The 19,450-nt window shown below is 64.0% G+C and carries 10 protein-coding genes; 4 read left to right on the plus strand and 6 right to left on the minus strand.

Annotated elements, in window-relative coordinates:
• Positions 1-293: 293 nt before the first annotated feature.
• Positions 294-1,919, plus strand: coding sequence for a Hint domain-containing protein (locus ABGT83_RS10825; protein ID WP_346687534.1), 1,626 nt, complete (start codon positions 294-296; stop codon positions 1,917-1,919).
• A complete protein-coding gene (locus ABGT83_RS10830) occupies positions 1,916-5,677 on the plus strand; it encodes a LamG domain-containing protein (RefSeq protein WP_346687536.1) in 3,762 nt (1,253 codons plus the stop codon). The genes ABGT83_RS10825 and ABGT83_RS10830 overlap by 4 nt, the downstream gene beginning before the upstream one ends.
• On the opposite strand, the gene ABGT83_RS10835 is transcribed toward ABGT83_RS10830, so the two are convergent.
• The 3 genes from ABGT83_RS10835 to ABGT83_RS10845 all read right to left on the minus strand — a co-directional run bounded on the left by ABGT83_RS10835 (position 5,672) and on the right by ABGT83_RS10845 (position 11,020).
• Positions 5,672-9,175, minus strand: coding sequence for a 5'-nucleotidase C-terminal domain-containing protein (locus ABGT83_RS10835; protein ID WP_346687538.1), 3,504 nt, complete (start codon positions 9,173-9,175; stop codon positions 5,672-5,674). The two genes, ABGT83_RS10830 and ABGT83_RS10835, sit on opposite strands and share 6 nt — an antisense overlap.
• Positions 9,176-9,430: 255 nt before the next feature.
• Positions 9,431-10,324: a LytTR family transcriptional regulator DNA-binding domain-containing protein gene (locus ABGT83_RS10840; RefSeq protein ID WP_346687539.1), complete on the minus strand. Its 894-nt coding sequence runs from the start codon at positions 10,322-10,324 to the stop codon at positions 9,431-9,433.
• A gap of 93 nt (positions 10,325-10,417) precedes the next feature.
• Positions 10,418-11,020 carry a TetR/AcrR family transcriptional regulator gene (locus tag ABGT83_RS10845; protein ID WP_346687541.1) on the minus strand — a complete coding sequence of 201 codons (603 nt, stop codon included), beginning with the start codon at positions 11,018-11,020 and terminating at the stop codon, positions 10,418-10,420.
• A gap of 168 nt (positions 11,021-11,188) precedes the next feature.
• On the opposite strand from ABGT83_RS10845, the gene ABGT83_RS10850 reads away from it, so the two are divergent.
• Complete coding sequence (locus ABGT83_RS10850; protein WP_346687542.1) at positions 11,189-11,836, plus strand: hypothetical protein; 648 nt, start codon at positions 11,189-11,191, stop codon at positions 11,834-11,836.
• Between the two features lie 57 nt (positions 11,837-11,893).
• Complete coding sequence (locus ABGT83_RS10855; protein ID WP_346687544.1) at positions 11,894-14,188, plus strand: MFS transporter; 2,295 nt, start codon at positions 11,894-11,896, stop codon at positions 14,186-14,188.
• A 390-nt stretch (positions 14,189-14,578) separates the two neighbouring features.
• Here the strand turns inward: ABGT83_RS10855 and ABGT83_RS10860 are convergent, their stop codons facing one another.
• The 3 genes from ABGT83_RS10860 to ABGT83_RS10870 all read right to left on the minus strand — a co-directional run bounded on the left by ABGT83_RS10860 (position 14,579) and on the right by ABGT83_RS10870 (position 19,425).
• Entirely contained in the window at positions 14,579-14,731 is a 153-nt protein-coding gene (locus tag ABGT83_RS10860; RefSeq protein ID WP_170042480.1) for a DUF5679 domain-containing protein, read from the minus strand.
• A gap of 140 nt (positions 14,732-14,871) precedes the next feature.
• Positions 14,872-18,018, minus strand: a complete 3,147-nt coding sequence (locus ABGT83_RS10865) for an aminopeptidase (protein ID WP_346687546.1) — start codon at positions 18,016-18,018, stop codon at positions 14,872-14,874.
• 57 nt (positions 18,019-18,075) lie between these two features.
• Positions 18,076-19,425 carry a hypothetical protein gene (locus tag ABGT83_RS10870; protein ID WP_103265450.1) on the minus strand — a complete coding sequence of 450 codons (1,350 nt, stop codon included), beginning with the start codon at positions 19,423-19,425 and terminating at the stop codon, positions 18,076-18,078.
• Positions 19,426-19,450 lie beyond the last annotated feature (25 nt).

Here is a 19,450-nt window from a genome sequence, read left to right on the forward strand (position 1 = left end):
GATGCGCCAATAGCGCCCCGTTCGTTCGCATCCGGTTGCCGGTTGGGGCAGGCGCTTTCGATACTCGACGGAAAAGCCGCCTGGACGCGGCCGTCGGGCTCGTCCCTCTCATCCTCACAGAGCTCGGAGACGGCGTTCGTGACTTGAAAAGCCGCACTCGTTTCGTGCACACGATTGCGCGGGTTATGCGGGCGCGCCGGAGACTATGATGATGAACACGCATATCTATGCGCGTTCGCCAAGCGGTCGCAATGCGAGGCCCGCGTTCGCGGCCGAGAAAGGAGGCGGTACGCATGACCGCTCTCGACGCTTTCCGTTCCCGCAGAAACCTCGATGACAGCGTGATGCTCGATGCTTCGGACCTCGCGTTCTACCGTGAAGGCGTGCTCGCCCTGTACGGCGGAGAGGACGAAGCGCGCGAGCGCTTTCCCCAGCTGTACCGGGCTTTGCAGGAAGCCTGCGAGAACCTGCCTGCCCCCAACCGGCTCGGCGAGTCCACCGACTTCGTCGACGGCGCGCTCATCGATGCCGTGACGTGGAATCGCGAGGACAACAGGCTTACCGTGCGCGCCGTCACCTCGTTGGTGGAGCCAGCCTACTTCATCGACGAGCACATGGAGGTGCGCACGGGCGCCGGTGAAATCGTGGGCGGTTTCGCGCAGTCCACGACGGACACGTGCCACAGCGAGCTGGTGTTCGAGACGGATTTCGATCCGGCCGAGTTCTCATCCACCGTGCTGGAGATCGATTACGTCTCCAACTGGGTGACCGCCGGCGATCGCCGCCTGAACACCATGCTCACCAGCAAAGACGCGCATGAAGAAGCGTATCTTTCCACGCGGGTCAAAGCCGTGCACGTGCTGAGCCCTGTCAAGAGGGTGCAGGGCAAGGCCGCGCCGATCAACATCTGCTACAACCGTTTTCCGCTGGGCGAAGAGGACGTCGACTACCTGTACCAGGGCAAGGTGTTCGATCCCTACAACGGCCAGCAGCGCCTGTTCGCTCCCGTGTCCGCCTGGGTCGAGTTCGAGCTGGACGAGCAAGGGCGCCAGGATTCGTTCAAACGCATCGACATCACCACGTTCAAGTTGAAGATGGACTGCCAGAACGGCATCTCCCGCTACGAAATCAGAGGGCGCGAGACGAATGTGGAGCACCATTTCGTCGCGCAGCCTGACGCGGCCAAAACCTATGCCAGCGGCTTCAGCTTCGATCTCGATCCCGACTGGAAAGCGAACGTGCCCTCGCGGCGCTGGCCTGCACGCGACCGCGTGGACATGCTGATGGAAGTGAAGTTCGAGCACGAGAGCGGCGACCCTGGGACGATCGAGCTCACGACGATGGCCGATCGGTCGCAGGCGAACGTCGGCAAGGTGGACTGGATGAATCTGCTGTGGGGCTGCCTGCGCAAGGACACGCGTGTGCTCATGGCCGACGGCTCGCAGCGTCCGGTGGAAAGCGTGCGCGTAGGCGACCTCGTGCAACGCGACGCTCAGGGAGGCGTTGCCGCAGTGAGCGACGTGGTGAGGGGCTTCGAGGAGAACCTCGTGGCGTTCAGCACGGTGGACGGGCACCAGCTCGTGTGCTCGCGCAACCATCCCCTGGTCACAAGCGAGGGAACGCTGCCGGCCGAGCAGGTGCGCGGCAACTGCCGCCTGTACGGCCCGGGCGGCGAGGCGCTCGTGCTGAACGGCATTTGGGACGTGCCGGGCGACGAGGTGTACAACCTGTGCCTCGACGAGGCGGCGGACGGCTCCGGGCGCGAAGGCGGCACGTTCTTCGCCGAGAACATCCTCGTGGGCGACAACAACATGCAGGCGTTCCTCGCCTGGGGGCAGAGCAAGGAGGCGCTTGCCGACAACCCCTTCCTCGCGGAGTGCGAGGAGAAGAATCGCCGCTGGAACGGGGGGCGCTCATGAGCACGCAACGCCGGAGCTTCTTCGCCCTGAAGTGCGCCCCTCCCGACTTGGCTTTCTGCGCCGCAGTGCCCGATCGTTCGCTTTCGGGCGGCGACGCGTTCTCGCTCGGCGCCACGGTGTTCGTGCCGCACAACGGCAGCGACAAGACCGTCGTCGAGCAGCCGGGCTCGTTCCGGTTCGGCTACGACGGTGGCGCCGTGCTGTTCGAGTCGAAGAACCTGGGGCGGCATCGCAGCGATCCAGCCGGTTTGCATCTGCTCGAGAACGAGTGGAACCGCATCGATGCCGTGTACGATGGGGAGGTGTTGCGCCTGTACGTCCAGGGCATACCCGTCTACGAGGCTATTGCGACGGGCGAGCGCTTCGTGGATGGGGAGACGCGTTGGCAGATGGGAGACCTGGACGGTTACGTGCAGGAAGTCACGCTGGCGGCGCGCGCCTTCACCGACGACGAGGTGCGGTTCAACCAGATAGAGCACGTGGTGCCCGACGGCGAACTGGAGCTTTGCGCCGACTTCGACGCGTTCGACCCGCGAGACGCAGGGCGTCACGCGTTGCCGCTGCAGCTGGTGGGCCACTGCGACGTGGTCAACCTCGTGCCGGCGCTGCGAACGGGCACGGCCGGCTCGGTGCTGGCGCCGCGCACGACGGCGAATCCGGGCGCGTTTCCAACGGACGCTTTCACGGTTCTGGCGAAGGTGTTTCCCACCGTCTCGCCCGAGATGGGCGACGGCTACGTGTTCGCGAACGGCGCGCTTGGCGATGCGCAGGGGTTCGCATTGGGCGTGACGGAGCAGCAGACGAGGCCGTTTTGCCTCATCGGCGGCGAGCGGTTCGCGTTCGGTGCCACATTGCCCGTCAACGAGTGGAGCGACCTCGCCGTCAGCGTATCGGGCGCGCAGGCCGCGTTCTTCGTCGACGGCGCTCCGACGGGCACCGCGACGTTGGCGGCGCCGTTTGCGCGCACGGAGCCTGCCGACGTGATGATTGGCAACGCGCCCGACGCTGCCGGCGTCGCGGTCGTGGGTTTCCCCGGGTTCATCGATGCGGTGACGGTGTTCGATCGAGCGCTCGACGCTGATCGGCTGGCCGGCTATGCCGACGTGGCACCGTATCGCTTCGACGATGGCGTGGCGGCGTCGTGGCTGTTTTCCGACGAAGCGCCGCGCGAAGTCGTGTTCGATGGCCAGATGCTCTACGCGGGCGGCGCGGCCGTGGCGCTGCGCGAGAACACGGTGCTCGATCCGAATCCGCCCACGCTCGCATTCGCCCTGCCCGACGTAGCCACCGGCATGACCGACGTGGAGGAATGGGAGAGCCGTGCGGCCGCCACCGTGCTGCTGGAAACCGTGAAGGCGCTCACCGGCCAAGAGGCGGTGTCGGGGTTCAGCGGCGGCCAGGGCAAGCTGAACGGCTCGATGGCGAAGGCACTCTACGTGACGCTTGCCGCCGATGCGCGCATGAAATCCATCGAGGACGAGGGCTCCGTGACTCGCGACGTGCTGATAGGGATATTCGCCTCAGTGTCGGGCGTGACGGCCCTGTGGCCCGTTTTCGAGGCTTTCTACCTATCGGGCGCGCGCTGGCAGAACCCGTACCGGATCGCGCGTTTTCTCAGATACGTGCGCATATTGTCGCCCGTCGCAAAAAGCAAGGTATCGAAAGCGATCGCCGTGGCGGCCGCGGTCGCCACGGTCAGCCTTGCCGCACGGCCTTCTCCCGACCCCCAGGAGAGCAAGACGAAAGGGGCCACGATTGCGCTGAAGTCGCTCGCCTTCTACTCGGATGCCTCCAAGGATTGCGGCGCGGTGTGCATCCGCCCGGACTTCGACGCCTCGCCCGTGCTGCCCGAGTGGACGGAGGGCTGCACCGCATCGCAGTCGGCGTACTGGCGCGTCGGCGCGGATGCCCGACCGGTGCTGCGCCTGACGCTTGCCGTCTTGGCGCTCGATGCTCCGACGACGGTGCAGGTGAAGGCGACGGCCCAGGGCGACGGGCTGTTGGGGTCGCTCGATGCGCAGAACGTGACCCTTGCAGCCGTGGGCGACGTGACGGTTGATTTCCCCCTGGCGCACCATGCCCTGGGAGCCGCCGACCTCGGATCCCACAACGTCCTTTTCCAATGGCGCGCGGGCGACAAGCTGCTGGGCTCTACCAAGCACGAGGTGCACGTGCTGGCTGCCCGCCCGTTGTCACGGTGGTCGAACGAGCCGGGGAAAGGCGAATTGCCGGCGCTTCCCGCCATCCGGATGGCCGAGGCGGTGCAGGCGCAGGAAAGCGGCGAGGAGGAGGCAAACCGGCGGTTCTGCGGCCAGTTCGTCGCCTGGGCTCGCGCGGAAGCCGCTGCGGGCAAGCTGGTCGGGCGGCCTTGGGCCGATGGCCCGGCGTTCGTGCACTGGGACAAGCAGCATCGCAACTTGCTGTTCGACATCGTTTCCTTCTTCAGGGCGTATGCCGCGCCCCCGGTTGCCGTGGGCGCGCTCGATTTGGCGGGCCTGGAGCTGGCGCTCGCGCGCATGGAAGGGCTCGCCGAGGTGCGCCTGGCCGAGTTGAGCGGCTTGGCCGGCACGGGGGGCCTGATGGTTCGCGCGGCATACCGGCTTGGGGAGACGGCGGTCGAACGTTCGCTGACCGCAGCAACCTACCCGGTGGCCTGCGTGAAAGACGGCTCGCATGATCGCATCTACGACGCGTACCTCGAGCCGGTCGATGCTTCCGGAGCGCGGGTTTCCGCCACCGGCCTGCCGTTTTCCCTCGGATCGGAGAAGACCGACGCGGTGGCGGGAGTGGGCGCTTCCACGTACCGCACGCTGTTGTGCGCGCCGGGCACGACGGGTTGCGTGGCGCTGAGAACCGCCGTCCTCGGGTTCGGGACGCTGCCGCTCCAGGGCATCAGCCCGGGTGAGCCGGTGGTCGTGCAGACGAGGGGTGGGCGCCCGTCGTTCGACAGGTGCGTCATCGAAGCGCTCACGCTCCCGCCGACCGAAGCCCGTTGCCACTCTCTCAGTTTCGTCGATATCGAGCGTTTGGTGGTCAACGCGATAAACCTCTACGTGGGCGGAAGCCCCGACCCCGAGGTTCCAGCCGACCCTGCCCAGCTGAACAGCGTGATGTTCGACCTATGGCGCGCGGTCACGCACAACGAGGAGGAAGGCAGGAGCGGTCTGCCCGTTCCCCAGTCGGAGATGCAGATAGCTTCTCTCGCGCGTCTCACCAGAGTCTTCGAGGGGGAGTTTCCCGAGAAAAAGGAGGGCTGGTCGCAATTCGGAAACGACATGGTGAGCCTTTTGAACAGCGAGGTGGGGAACCTTCGCCGGGGCATGTCCGACTGGAACTCGTCGATAGGGAGCAGGTTCGATCCCCAGGACTGGTGCCATCTTGTCGAGAGCGACGAGTCGCTGTATTGCGACTGCTCGATGGGCGATCCTGAATTGTACGAGCCATGCGACACGATACTGGACTGCCCCTGCATGGGGCCGGGCTTCTACCTGGCCAATCCCGACGATTGCCAATGCCTCACGCGATTGAGGTGCGGCGAGCCCGCCGTGGACGTCTCGAGCATCGTGACGTGCGCGCAGGGCGTATTCGTTGATTTGGAGTACGGTCCGAACCTTGCTTCGGATACGCGCAGGCGGTTCCTCTATTCTTCGACCAACAGTTGGGGGCTCAACGACATCGCGCACGTGTACCCGGCGGTCAATGATCCCGTCTATTACTTGAACGTTCTTGCAGACAGCCCCGATTGGGTGGAGCTATAGGGTTTCGGCTGCTGTGCGACGCCGGCGCCGCACAGCACGTGTCGCGATGGCGGCGCACGTCAAGGCCGACAGCGCCAGGGCGCTTGTCGCCACCGCCGTCGGCGCTGCGGTGTCGCCCGTGCGTGCGAGGGGCTTCGGCGTGGCGCCCCCTTCTGTGGCGTTGGGCGTCGGTTGGGGTTGCGGGATGGGCTCGGGCTCGACTGCCGCCCCCGTTTTCACCAGAATGCGGCCGGTGCCGTTTTCGTCGGCGTAGATGGAATCGGCGCGTATCACGCGGCCCAGGTCGTCCTGCATGAAGGCGATGAGCGCCTCGTAATCCAAGCCCTGCTCGGAGACGAGGACCTTCGCGTTCTTGAACATGGAGAACCCGTCGCCGCCGTCTTGCAGCAGGTAGGTGATGGACGAGACGGTGTAGGTTTTGCCCAGGTCGATGGGCTCGCCGCCCACGCGCACGTTCTGCACGCGCCGCTCGCCCTCGATGCCCGCGAACACGTTCTTCTCGTCCAGCTTCACGGGTGAGGGGATGTCGGAGCGTATCTCGTAGGTAAGGCCCGAGGTTTGCAGGAACCCGCCGTTGGGCTCGGGGTAGAGGCGCGCGCCCATCTCCAGCGCGTCGACGATAGTCTGGCCGGTGGCTTCCACCTTGCAGAGCGTGTTGCCGAACGGCAGCACCGCGATGGCGTCGCCGTACGTGACGTCGCCCATGGCCACGTCGGAGCGAATGCCGCCTCCGTTCATGAAGCCGATGTCGGCGCCGAGCGACGCGCGGACGGCGTCGGCCGCAAGGTCGCCCAGGTTCGTCTCGCGCACGCGCACGGCCCAGTCCTGCCGGGCGTCGCTCTCCACAGCCACCAGCTTGACCTCGGTGCGGGCGACCACCTTGTCCAGCGTTTCGCTCAGCCTGTCCTCGATGTCCTTGATGAAGGCGGCGGTGCCAGGGTCCTGCGCCACGGGAGGTTCCACCAGCCGCGCTTCGATCTTTCCCGTCGTGGGATGGATGATCACCTCGCCGTAGGTTTGCAGCTGCGTGCCGGTTTGCGCAAGCAGCACGTCCCTGCCCGCCTTGTTGGCGACGCGCTGTTCGTACTGCTCGTGGGAGTGGCCGTCGATGAGCACGTCGATGCCCGTGGTGTTCGCGATAACGGTGTCCGAGCGCCAGCGCGTGGCAACGCCCGACTGGCCCAAATGTCCGATGGCCACCACGTAGTCGGCCCCGTTCGCGCGCGCCTCGTCGACGGTTTGCTGGACGCGATCGTAGAGCATCTGCCCCGTCTCGTCTTCGCAGAAGCCGTAGATGTCGGTCCCGCTTGCATCCTTGAAGTGCGCCGGGTTCGACTTGGTCAGCGACTCGGGCGTGGAGATGCCCACGTAGGCCACGCGCACGTTGCCGTACGTTTCGATCGTGTAAGGCGAGAACTCGGTTGCGGCCGTCCCCAGGTTGTCGAAGTTGCACGACAGGTAGGCGGCGTTCGAGCGGTCGACGAGCTCGTGCAGCTGATCCATCTGGTTGCCGGGTATGGCCAGGTCGTAGCCAACCTGGTTCATGATATCCACTAGGTCGGCACCCTGCGAGAGCGTTCCCAGGGGCTTGCCCTGCACGGCGTCGCCCGCGTCCACGAGGGTGACGTTGTCGGCGCCGTAGACCGCTTCCGCGTCCTTGAGCGCCTGGGAAACCCCGGCGTACCCGATGCTCGTGGCCGCGCCGTCCTCGTCGAAGGTTTGGCCGACGCCGCAGTGCACGTCGTTGGTGTGCAGGATGGCGATGGGCGTGTCGCGCCCGGCGGGCGTTTCAGTGGTGTACGCCTTCAGCAGGGCGTTTCCCGCCGCGTAGCCGGCTCCTTCTTCGAACAGGTTCTCGCGGGCCATGTCGTGCCAGTCGGACGTCCCCTCGGTGTAGTAGGTTTGGCCAGCCGCGCAGTCGATGGCGGCGTACTCTTGGCGCGCATCGTCGACTTCGGCGAGCATGAGGTAGTTCCCGTTGGGCTCCTGTGCGGAGGCGACCACCGAGAAGGTGTCGCCCGCGATGACGGGAAACGCGTCGCTGCCCAGGTCGATGGTGGTGTAGCCTGCGTTGGCCCCGGAAAGCGTCGTGCTCCACTTCAGCGTGCCGCTTTGCGGGTTCAGCGTCCCGTCGTCGGTCAGGCCGGTGGGATTGCGATAGACGGCGATGTCCACTTGGGAGCCGGCCGTAGCCAAAAATATGCTGACGGCCTGCACGGTCTCGCTGCCGCGCGCCTCGAACACGTTGGCGAACTGCACCCGCTCGGTGTTGGTGAACCCCGTTTCGCCGATGCCCACCCCGTCGTACTGGTAGATGCCGTCGTAGGCGTGGTCGGTGCCGTCGGCGTCGTAGGTTGCCTGTTCTGCTTGGTAAGACGTGGGATTCGAGAAGCTGGTGTCGTAGTAGGACAGGTAGAAGCAGCCGTCCTGGTGGCCGCTCGCCCCGGAGCCCCAGCTGTTCTTGACGATCCAGGCGCCGTCGCCTTCCGGTTGGGTGGAGAAGTTCGTCCTCGAGAAGCTGTCGTCCCATCCGATGATGCTCACCTCGTGATTCGCCAGCATCTCGGCGTTGTCGGTCGTCTTGCTGTAGAAGTAGGCGCTCGTTGCGGGGTTCCACGTGCCCCGCCCCGTCATATTATTCGTGATCGCGTTGTCGGCGTAGAACGACACGTCCACGACGCCGTTTTCCATGAGGCACGTCTTGATGGCGTCGACGGCGCTGGGATCGCGACGGTGCTCCAAGGTGGGCGACCCGCCTTCGTGCTCCTGCCAGGTGTACATGTTGGGCTCGGGAAGAAACATGACGTTCTGCACGTGCACGTCGGACTGGGTGCGCAGGGCGGCGTCCGGTGCGCCCATGCTGGCATCGTTGATGTACGGGGCCTTCTGCTCGTCCACGGCGCCATACCAGCGCATGAGCGTGGCGGCGGACAGGTTTCGAGCCCCGCCCGCGTCGTAGTCGGATCGGCCGGTGGTGTTGAGGAACGTGTCGCCGCCCGCCCACCGGCTGTCGTCGGCGCTGTCGTCCGCGCCGTTGTACGCGAACCATGCCAGATGGCGCTCGGCCAGGTCGGGGCTGCTGGGAGCGCCTGTGGCATGGTCCGTGACCAGCAGGTTCGACTCGAGCGACGACAGCGCGCCAAACGACCAGCAGTCGCCGAAGGGGTACTGGTCTTTGACGCTGGTCGAGAGGCTCGCCCCGCCCGCTCCCGCCGTGCGCAGGTCGTAGGAGTCGGGGAGGGCCGCAAGCGCGTTGGCTCCCGATGCGGGGTTCAGCAGGGAGGGATCGTACAAGCTGAACACGGGTCCGCGCTCGGTTTCCACCATGCGGCCGAGCGGCTGGAGCGTGCTGGCACTGGCGCTCGAGCCGGTGCCGGCGGGATCGGCGGCGCTGTCGGGGTCGGCGAAGGCGGGCACGGGGAGCAGCGCCGCCGCGAACGCGAGGGTGAGCGCGGCGCGTCCAAGAGCGCCGAACGGGTTGCAGGAGGGATTCTTCATGAGCGGTTCCTTCTTCGCGTGCTTGCTTCGCGTGCTTGCTTCGCCGCTTCGAGATGAGCGGCTCGACCATGCGGTCCAGTATAGAAAGGCGACGTGTTCGAGCGACCTTTGTCTTGACGCCGGCGACACGAACGCCCCGCCTTGCGAAACGAACGCGGTGCTCCCCGCATGAGACGCGCGGTGCTCGCATGCTCGACGCGGTCATTCGTTGCGCCTCGGCGGGTGTTCGTTCGCGCAAGCAGATCCGCTACGGCATCACGGCCGAGTGCCGCTGTCGACCGGAGACGACAGGCGGGGAGGGACCGTGCTTTCTAGCACTGAGCGCGGCGCGACGAGCGCTTGCTTGACGCTTCGATAGCGCCGCTCGGCGATGGGGTACTCCGAACCGTCGTCGAGCTTGGCCCGATAGCCCTCGATGCTGACGATGCGGCCCCGGTGCACGAGGCAGCTGCGGTGAAGCCGCAGGAAGTCTCGCGCAGGCAGCTCCTCTTCGATGTCCGCCAACGCCGCGCGCACGGTGAACTCGCCGTGGGCGTGCTTGACGACGCATCGAGGGCCTTCGGACTCGACGGCGTGCAGCTCGTTGGGGTGCAGGACATGGAGGTCTCCGCCGATGTCGCGAAAGCTGATTTTCCCCGTGCCCGATCCTTGGTCATCGAAATGCTCGTAGAGGAACTCGATGGCGTTTTTCCCCGTGTCGAGCGACGGCAGAAGCGTGTTCGCATCGGTGGTGTTCGAGACGTGCAGATGCACGATGCGCGGTCCGTCCGGCGTCGGGGCCCAAACGTAGGTCGCGCGTTGCTCGAACGGAATGCTCCGCTCTCCGTCGGCCGACACGACCAGCAGGGTGTAGCAGGCCGAAACGATCCACGTGCCCGCCCGCTTACGTGCACGCCATCGCTCGTCGGCCAAGGCCAGGCGGATGCCGTATTCGGGGCGGAGAATGTCCTGCATGGCCTTCTTGCTGGAGGCAGTCTGGCAAGCGAACGGTCCCAGCCATTCGACATCGTCGGTCATGTGCGCCAACGCGACGTCCATGTTTCGCGTCACGAAATGGTTGACGAGGGACTGCCTCGACAGCTTGATGATGGCGTGCTCCTTGGGAAGCTGCTCGGCGGCTTGTTCTTGATTGCCGTTCGTCTCAACCATAGGCCCGCTTCCTTCCAGGGTGCTGAAAAGAAGAGGATGGCACAAACGCCGCGGGCGAGCAAGGGCGCCGCTCGTGAGCGCGCCCTTCGACGCCTAAGATGATACTTCAGCGTCCCTCAATATGAGGCTCACGGCTTTCTGGATGGTTTCGCGGTCGTAGGGTACCCCCATGAAGCAGGAGTTGATGATGGCGCCTTCCATGAACGCACAGAGGATCTTCGCGCGCTGCTCGTCCATGAACGGCGCGCACCTGCGCAAAAACGACTCGAAGGCGCTCCTCGTGATGTCTTCGACGTCCGGATCCTCGATGGCCGCAGCATAGAGGGCGGCGTCGGCGTGCACCCGCTGCTGGTCCGAGAGATACTCGTTGATGAAATCGGCTAGCGCCGTCGCGTTCTGGATTCCCTGCTCGGTGACGCGGAACGCCTCGTCGTACTCGTGCTCGATCCTGCGGGCGACCTCGGCTAAGCCCTCGCGGCGCAACTCGTCGATGCTCTTGAAATACTGGGTGGTCGAGCCCAAGGGCACGCCGGCCTCTTCCGCCACCCGCCTGTTGGTGATTTTGCTGCTCCCCTCGCGTGCTATGAGGTTGGCAGCGGCGTCGATGATAGCCTGCCGTCGACCGGCAGGGTCTCGCGGCGCGCGCTTCTTCGGCTTCTTCCCGGACCTCTCTGTCTTCGTCGTGTCTTCTTCCACGGGCAACCTCCTGTGCCGTCCGCTGTCTTACTGCTGTCTCCGTGATCCTATTCTAATCGAAATTTTTCTTAATGTACACTTGAACATTAACCTTCCAGCTGCTATGCTTTGTAGTGTACATAAGTACATTAACTAAGTTCCAAGGGTTTTCGAAGGGAGAAGAGGTCGATGAACATGAAGAGGATAGGCACCCTGGCAGCCGCTTTCGCCTTGACCGCGTTTGCCGCCTGCGCGCTCGCCGGCTGCGGAGCGAGTCTGGACCGCGAAGTGACCGTGCAGGACATAACGTTCAAGGTCCCGAAAACGTGGCTGGAAAGCCCGGGCGGCAACGGCTCGAGCGGAGCGGTCGTGTTCACGGAGGACAACGAGGACTTGGATGAGGACGAGACGGGCAACAGCCTGACTATCAGCTACGAGAAGCTTGGCGCGCCGACGGCCGCCGTTGTCGAGGAACAGGTCGGGGCTGCGGAGCAAGAGGGCGAGGTCATCGAGGAAGAGGGTGCCAAGCCGGCTGAGAAGGCCGAGAGCGCCAAGCCCGTCGCCCGCACGGCAGCCGAGGCCATCGCGGCCAAGCAGGCCGATCTGGAGAAGAAGTATGGAATTACCGCGTGGAGCATCGACAAGGAGAAGTCCAAGGTGATCGACGGTGCCCAGGTTACGGTGTACGAGTACAGCTTCGTCAAGGACATTGAGGGTCAGAAGCGTAAGTACGAGAGCAAGGCAGCCTATGTCGTCACTACCGACACGCTCTACGAGATCGCGGTCGTGGGCGACAAGGCGGACATCAACGGCGTCGTGGACAGCATCGAGCTGTAAGCGTCAAGAAGGAGAGCAACGTATCTGAGAGAATACCGGTAGGAAGGTACACCCATTATGGATGATTCTATTGTTATCAAGCCGCAAACGCTCTCGAAGGGCCGTTTGTGGACAGCTCTCATCGCGATATTGTTGGGACAGTTTGTGGTCGCCATCGACCTCACCGTTCTCAACATCGCGCTGCCCGAGCTCACCCGGGACCTCAGTCCCTCGTCAGACCAGCTTCTCTGGGTGGTCGACGTCTACTCGCTCGTCTTGGCGGGCTTCCTCGTTGCCACCAGCTCGCTTTCGGATAGGTTCGGCAGGAAGAAGATGCTTCTCGCAGGCTTCCTGATCTTTGGCATCGGCTCGGTGCTGGTCGTGTTCATAAACGACGCAAGCCAGCTCATTGCCATCCGGGCCTTCTTGGGTATCGGCGGTGCGATGATCATGCCCATCACCATATCCATGATCCGAAGCATCTTCACGGATTCGAAGGAGCGTGCGATAGCCGTGGCCGCCTGGTCGGCCATCAGCGCCATCGGCATGGCGGCCGGCCCGCTCATCGGCGGCTTTCTGTTGGAGCACTTCAACTGGCACTCGGCGTTCCTCGTGAACGTGCCCATCGTGGGCGTCGCCTTCCTGCTCGGCATGTTCGCCATGCCGGAAGTGAAGCTCAAGAACCCCGGGCGCTTCGACGTTCTGGGATCGGTGCTTGCCCTCGCCGGCATGGTAGCGCTTCTGTGGGGCATCAAGCACCTTGCGGCCGAACTCGCGTTCGACGTTCCCGGCGCGGCGGCAACCCTCGGCGGCCTGGCGCTCATGGCCCTGTTCGTCTTCCGATGCCTGAAGTCGCCGCATCCCATCGTCGATCTTTCCCTGTTCCGCAGCCGGACGTTCTCGGCCGGCGTCATCGCCACCATGGCGTGCACGTTCGCCCTGGCCGTGCTCTTGTACATGCTGGCCCAGTGGCTGCAGCTGGTCAACGGCGACGGCACGCTCGAATCGGGCATCCACCTCATTCCCATGTCGGTGGCCACGCTGATCTCGAGCTTGGGCGCGGCCGCCCTTGCCATGCGCTATCAGGCGCGGCACGTGGTGGCGGCCGGCCTGGGACTCGCTTCGGTGGCCATGCTCATGATGTTCTTCTTCCAGGACGACCTCTCCCTCACCGTCGTCATCGTGTCCACCTGCCTGGTGGGCCTGGGAACCGGCGCCCTGGCAATCGGCGCATCGCTCATCATGGCCGAGACGCCCGTTGAGAAGGCGTCGAGCGCGGGCAGCCTCCAGGAGATATCCTACGACCTGGGCAACGTGCTGGGTGTGGCCATCCTGGGAAGCCTCGCCTCCATCATCTACCGCTCGGAGCTCGGCACCGGCGCCCTGCGCGCCATGGGCCTGGACGGGCAGCTGATCAACGCCGCGAAGCAGTCGTTCGCGGCGACCACCGAGATCGGCAACATGCTCGGAATGCCCGAGCTGATCCAACGAGGTGCGGACGCGTTCAACCAGTCCCTGGTCGTGACGTGCCTCGCGGGCGGCATCATCATCTTGGTGACGGCCATCGTCGTGTGGAAGCTCATCCCCAAAGGGCTGAAGATCACCGAGGAAAGCAATGCGGAAGTCCCGTCAGACGATCGCTCGCTGCCCGCATCAGGCGAAGGCCCGTCGGTTGACGGCGGCGATGCTGGCGCCGCTCAGCCTGAGCCTGCCGGGGGCGCGTCCTCTGCGAACCTGGACGACGCGAAGATGCTGCCCGGGGCCTTCCCCGTGCCTGCCGCGACCCTGTCCCGCGGGGGAGGCGCCCTGGCGCAGTCTGCGGCGATTGCCAAGATCATTGAGGATGCGGGTATCGGCGTGGTGAACGTGCCCCTCGACATCGCCACCTTGGATCGGATGGGGGAGATGTGCAACGACCTGGGGATCGACGTGACCACGGCGTTCATCGTGCTCGCCAAGAAGGCGGTGGAGGAAGGCCGGCTCCCGCTCGGCCTGCCCGCCGACGCGGGGTGCAGCGCCGAGGATCTGGCTCGCATCGAACGCAACGTGGAGGCCCTCGACGAGGGACGCGGGGTAATGCACGAGTCGGACGACCAGATGAGGACGTGGGCCCCCGAGGCATGGGCGGACTACCGCTCGTGGAAGAGCCAGGACGAGGATGTCCACCGCTTGGTCAAGACGCTCGTCGCGAGCATCGAGTCCGACGGAGCGGGTGCGGGGATCGGCGATCCTCGGCCGCTGAGGGCAGGCGAGACGTCGCTCTGGACACGCCGCATAGCCGACGACCACCTGCTGGTGTACCGCATGGACGGCGACGACCTGCAGATCATCGCCTGCAAGAGCCACAGCACCATGGCAGCGGGGCCGTTGTAAGAATCTTCCTTCCCTCTCAGCTTGCATGCAGCGGCCCTTTCCGAATGGAAGGGCCGCCTTGTTGGCGAACGCCCGAATGTTTCACGTGAAACATTCGGCATCCAGACGAAGTGCACGTCGCGCCGATCATACAGCGCCGATTCACACCCACGGGTTTCCTCGCGAGCGCAGGGGAACCGGGCACCGACCACAGCCGGATCATGTGGCAGTGGTCATACAACACCGATCATGTAGCACCCATCGAGGAGAAGAGGGTGATGCCGGAGCATGAAAATGCGATGCCGGAGCATTGGCGCGAGAGCCGAAGGCCGAACTGCGCCAAGCTCAGAGAATACAACGAGGCCCCGGACGACATGTCCGAGGCCTCGTTATTTCGCTGATGAGTGCAGCCTATTTCTTTGCGGCTCCGATGCGGCAGATCGTGGTTCCGCAATCGGGGCACTTGCCCTTGGTGATGGGCTTGCCATTCTTCGTCGTGCCCTCGACAGGATCCGTCATGATCTTTTTGGCCTTGCACTTCACGCAGTACGCTTCGATAGCCATGGCTGCAAAAACACCTCGCTGTTCTGTGGTTGAGCAGGATACCCTGTCCTGCATCTCTCGAATCCGTGCGTTAGATACGCGCACGTGCTGTTTAGTATACGGTAAAGCCCACGCTCGCTTCCTGGCCTCTTTCGGTACGGTTATATATTCTTCAACAACTCCATAACAAAGTCGGCGTTGCTGCGCAGCGTCTCTTCGTCGATGTTTTCCATCATATCGTTGGCCTGGGCGTACAACGCCGGCTTTCCGCCTTCCATGCCCACGAGATGCATAGCTTGATGACCGTGTCGCACGGCGAAGGAAGCCGCGCTGTCCTCCCAGAGCAACTGCGCCGATCCAACGCTCACCCCGCTCGCCTGCGACGCCTTCTTTACATAGCGCTTCATGCGTGACGACGTTTTCACTGCACGCAGCGTGCCCTCCTTTTCGATCATGCACAGATCACCCGCGCCAAGCGCGTCAAGATCAATGATGATCGCACCGCGCAGATCCTGCTGATGCTCATCCAAGAATGCCCGCATACCAGCATTTTTAGACAGCTCGGAACCGAGTGCGACGAACCATACCTCGGTGTTGATATCCGGGTTGCGGAACTGGTACACCTGCCTGAGCTCATCAGCGATTTCTGGATCTTCTTCATACCGACCATACGCGTCCGAACCGTCCAATCCGTCGAACTCGTCCGCTCCTGCGCCATGTTGCTCCACACGCGTTGACGAGAACGCGCCGCCGTTCCACGGCCGGCGATCATCCGAATCGTAGTAGTCGGCGTCGTTTGGATCAAAATCGTCTTCGAACTGTCCAGTCGCGCTATCGAATGCGTCTTCTTCGTACACATCCGCATCCTCGTCGCGGAAACTTTCCCAGCCGCCGCGTTCGGCACCTGCAGAGCGCGCATCGAACGTCTCATCGACGTCGAGCCATTCTTGCGGGCTCGGCTCGATCTCCTTTTCTTTCTTGCGGAAGCGCCCGAAAAGCCGTTGGACGCGCGACTTGGGCATCTCCACGTAACCGGGACCGGCGTACGCTCCCGTTTCGGTAATGTTATCGTCGTACGCAGAGTCATCGGCGTCATCCACGTAAATGTCGTCGGGATCAACGTTGTCCAGCAGCTCGTCACCGATCGGGGCGAAGGCACCAGTCGCCCCGGCGGGAGCAAACGAGCCGGCCGCACTCACGTTTTTGGGCGAAGCGTCGTCGTCCTTCACACGAATAGCACCGGAAAGCGAAGGCAGCATCGAACGCAAAGCGGGCTTCTTAGTGGGTTCGCCCGGGGCCGCTCCCCCTGCCTCCGGCACATCCCCATCCGGGGTGCCAGACCCGCCAAGGTTAATGGAAGGGAGCATGGTGAGCAAGCTCTTCGCTGCTGTTTTCGCAGAGCCTTCGACGTCGGCGAGCGGGGCACGTTGCTTGGGAAGCTCTGAAATAGGCGTGGGATTGGCAGCGGCCATGCCGATGTCCGGCAGCTCGATGGGGCGGCGACCGTGTTCGGCGGGCGTGCCCATGTTCTCGGCACCATCCGCACTCGGCACGTCGAGCGGGGTGATACGGCCGCTCGCATCGATCGGCACACCTGTCACATCCACGCGCTTGTCGGTACGCGGGCCGTCCATGAACTGCGCACGCGACTCCTCCTGCACCTTCTGCGGATCAAGGAACGAAGGCATGGGCACGGCGCCCGCATCGGGCATATCGTCGAGGCGCAAATCGTTAACATCAATGGGGGCCATGGCGGTGGTGGCCGCCGGATCGACTGGAGGCTGCGACGTGGAGGCATCGACCGAGTCCTGCGACACAGGCGCAGTCGTGGGCCGACCGCTCGGCTGGGAGGCGTCCTCGCGTGTAGGTTCCTGCGGCTCGGCCGTCGCGGCCCAGCGAGGTGCCTTCACTTCGCGAATAACGCCCGCATCGGATTCCAGTACCTGTTCGAGACGCTTCTCCACGACTTCGTTCGCTTCGGCGAAGTGCCCAGCGCTCTCGCTGACCGCGGCGTCGAGTGCGGAGGCGTAGCGGGAGCGCTGCACCGGCTTGTCCTCGTTGCGAGGCTTCTTGGCCTTCTCCTGAGCTTTCTTGAACCAGTCAGGCACACCGACGGAAGGTTCCTCGGCGCGCGATGACTGGATGACGGCGGACTGCGATATATCCGATGCGGAGGAGATGGCGTCTTCCGGAAGCGCGGCTTCAGCGTTTGCTAGCGCAGCCTGCATGGTATCGGGCGGAATCGAGGTAAGGGCCTCGCGCGTCTCGTCGCGCAACTCGCGAAAGTCGTCACCGGACGGCTTCGCGATGGGAGGCTCCTTCACCTGCACGAGGTTTTCTGCAAGATCGGAGGAGTAGACGTTGGGCATCGGCTTTCCGGACAAGGCGGCGACAGCGGCCTTTGCAGCCGCAAGACGCGCTTCGGGCGTCTGGGGCGCCGGCTCGGGCGGCACCATACTCGCGGCTTCGTACACAATTTGAGCGCCTTCAGGAACGAGGCCTTCCGCGCGCGCAGCCTCCTCTCCATGGATGAGAGCCGCCTCGCGTTCCGCAAGGTCGGCTTCGCTCACGCGTCCGCGACCGACCCGGCGAGCCGTCTCAAGAAGCACAGCCGTTCCAGCGGCGTTGCAGTTGGCAGCTTCGTTGTACGCGGCCAACTTATGGACGAGCGCGAAGATAAGCACGATAGCAAGCGGCACCAGCGCAATCACAACGAGTACGTTCATCACGGTGACCGCCATCCCCGTATCGTTCGCGAACACGATGTTGCGAACGACAAGCAGAACGGGGAGCAGCACCATGGCGACGAGCTCCGCCCATTGCAGGATAGGCAGAAGCTTCAGCAGTGGCCCGTTCAGCTCGGCGCGCACCTTCCCGCTGTCGTAATGCGCGACAAGGATCACCTTGCGGCGGCGCGAGCCGCCTGCTTCGGTCGAAAAGCCGGGCTCGTACTTGGCGACTACATTTTGGCTCACGCCGCGCGCGAACGCCTTTGAAAGCACCGGATGGTCGAACGCCTCAGCTGCGAACAGAAGCGCCGTGATAGCTGTGATCGCGATTGACGCGATACCCAACACGGGAAGGAACAGGGAAAGCGCCGCAACGACAAGGGCGAGGATGCAGCACAGCACGCGAGGGGCGTCGCTGTTCGGAGCGCCGCCGAAATCCTCGATTGCGGCCGAGAGGCCGGCTTCCTTTTGCATCTGCTCAGTGATATATAACGCCGCTTGCTGCTCCTCCTCAGTTCCCGCAGGGCGGGGACCGATTTCCTGGGAAAGATATGCGACGTGGTCGAGTAACTCCGGCATGCGATTTGCCTTTCGTTCCTTGGAGATTCTGCAAGGCACATATTATCCAAGTATACGCTATTTGATCTCTGCACCCAAATAATCATGAATAAAAGCATCCGCTGTTCCAGCTTGTGAACGTGCTGTTGAATATGCTTGTTGCAGGGCAGCGGATTCGCCGTCGTAGGCGGCGAGCACCAAGCTCGACGGGTCATCTGGAAGCTTCTCGGCCAAAGCGGCCGCTTCGGCGTCGGCTGCGTTGTACGCATCGTTTTGAGCAGCAGCTTCCTGCTTGTTCTTGGCGAGAAACGCATCGTCTGAAGCTATGGCGCTCGCAAGCGCTTCGGCACGCTTGTTTAAGTATGCTTCGATGGCGGCGGCATCGATCGAAGGGAAGGCGTCCGTCGCATTGGAAAGCGATGCGCGCGCAGCATCGAGAGCATCCAAAGCCTTGTTCGTCTGGTCCTTAGAAGCCTGCACGTTCTCGGCTGTCGTCTCGGTCACGAGCGCAGCAGCCTGACGAGCAAGATCATCGGCTGCAAGCAGATTCGACCACGCCTCGTTCACGGAGCCGAGAGCCTGCAATGCGCTGTTCGATAGCGCGGCAAGCTGCGACCCCGACTCAAGCAGGGCACGGCGGGCGGCTATAGCGGCCACCACTTGGTTGGCGGCCTCTTTGTCCCGAGGAGCCCGTAGGGCAACCGATGCAGCACGGGCCAGTTCGTCGGCTTCGTCCAGCGCAGCGGTCGCCTCATCGAGCTGATCGTCGAGATCGGCGCGCTTCTGCGCAGTATCAGATTCAAACGGCTTCTCCACTACCACATCAAGAACGTGGAGCGTCTCGTCGGTGCTGGCCATCAGATCCAGTGCATCGTCGAGCTGCGAGACGTTCGCCTGATGCGAGCGGTACTCGTTATACAGGTAGAAACCGCCCGCAACCACTAGAAGCACCGACACGATGCTCACGATCGCTATAGCGATCGTGCGGCTGAGGCGTCGGCGTGCTTTGCGGCGGGCTATCTCCTCTTCGGGAGACCGGCTGTTTCCGCGCGCCGGCTCGGATGCAAGAGCCATGGGAGCACGTCCGGGGGGCGTTGGCTGGTCCCCTGGTACGAGCGTGGCAGGTGCGTCGGCACCCAACACGCCAAACGAGGACGGGGCGTCCTCGTCGACAGAGACGAAGTCCCCCGTCGAAAGGTGGAGGCCACGCGCCTTCGTTGGGGTTGCGATGGGCTTCTTGCGCCGTCCCGGAAGCGTGAATAAGGTGATACGCCCAAATCGCGCAGGACGCTTCCCATCCTCATCCGCTTCGCCGTCGAGAGCTTGCTTCGCCGCGTCGAGAACGCTGAACGATATTTCGTTGGACGTCCCCGCCGTATGGCGCTTGATATGCGCCGCGCGCGTGATCTTCTCGTCGAGCCTACCCATGGTTCCCTACGCCCCCAACGAGACG

The sequence above is a fragment of the Enteroscipio rubneri genome (assembly GCF_963929405.1).
Classification (GTDB): Bacteria; Actinomycetota; Coriobacteriia; order Coriobacteriales; family Eggerthellaceae; genus Enteroscipio; species Enteroscipio rubneri.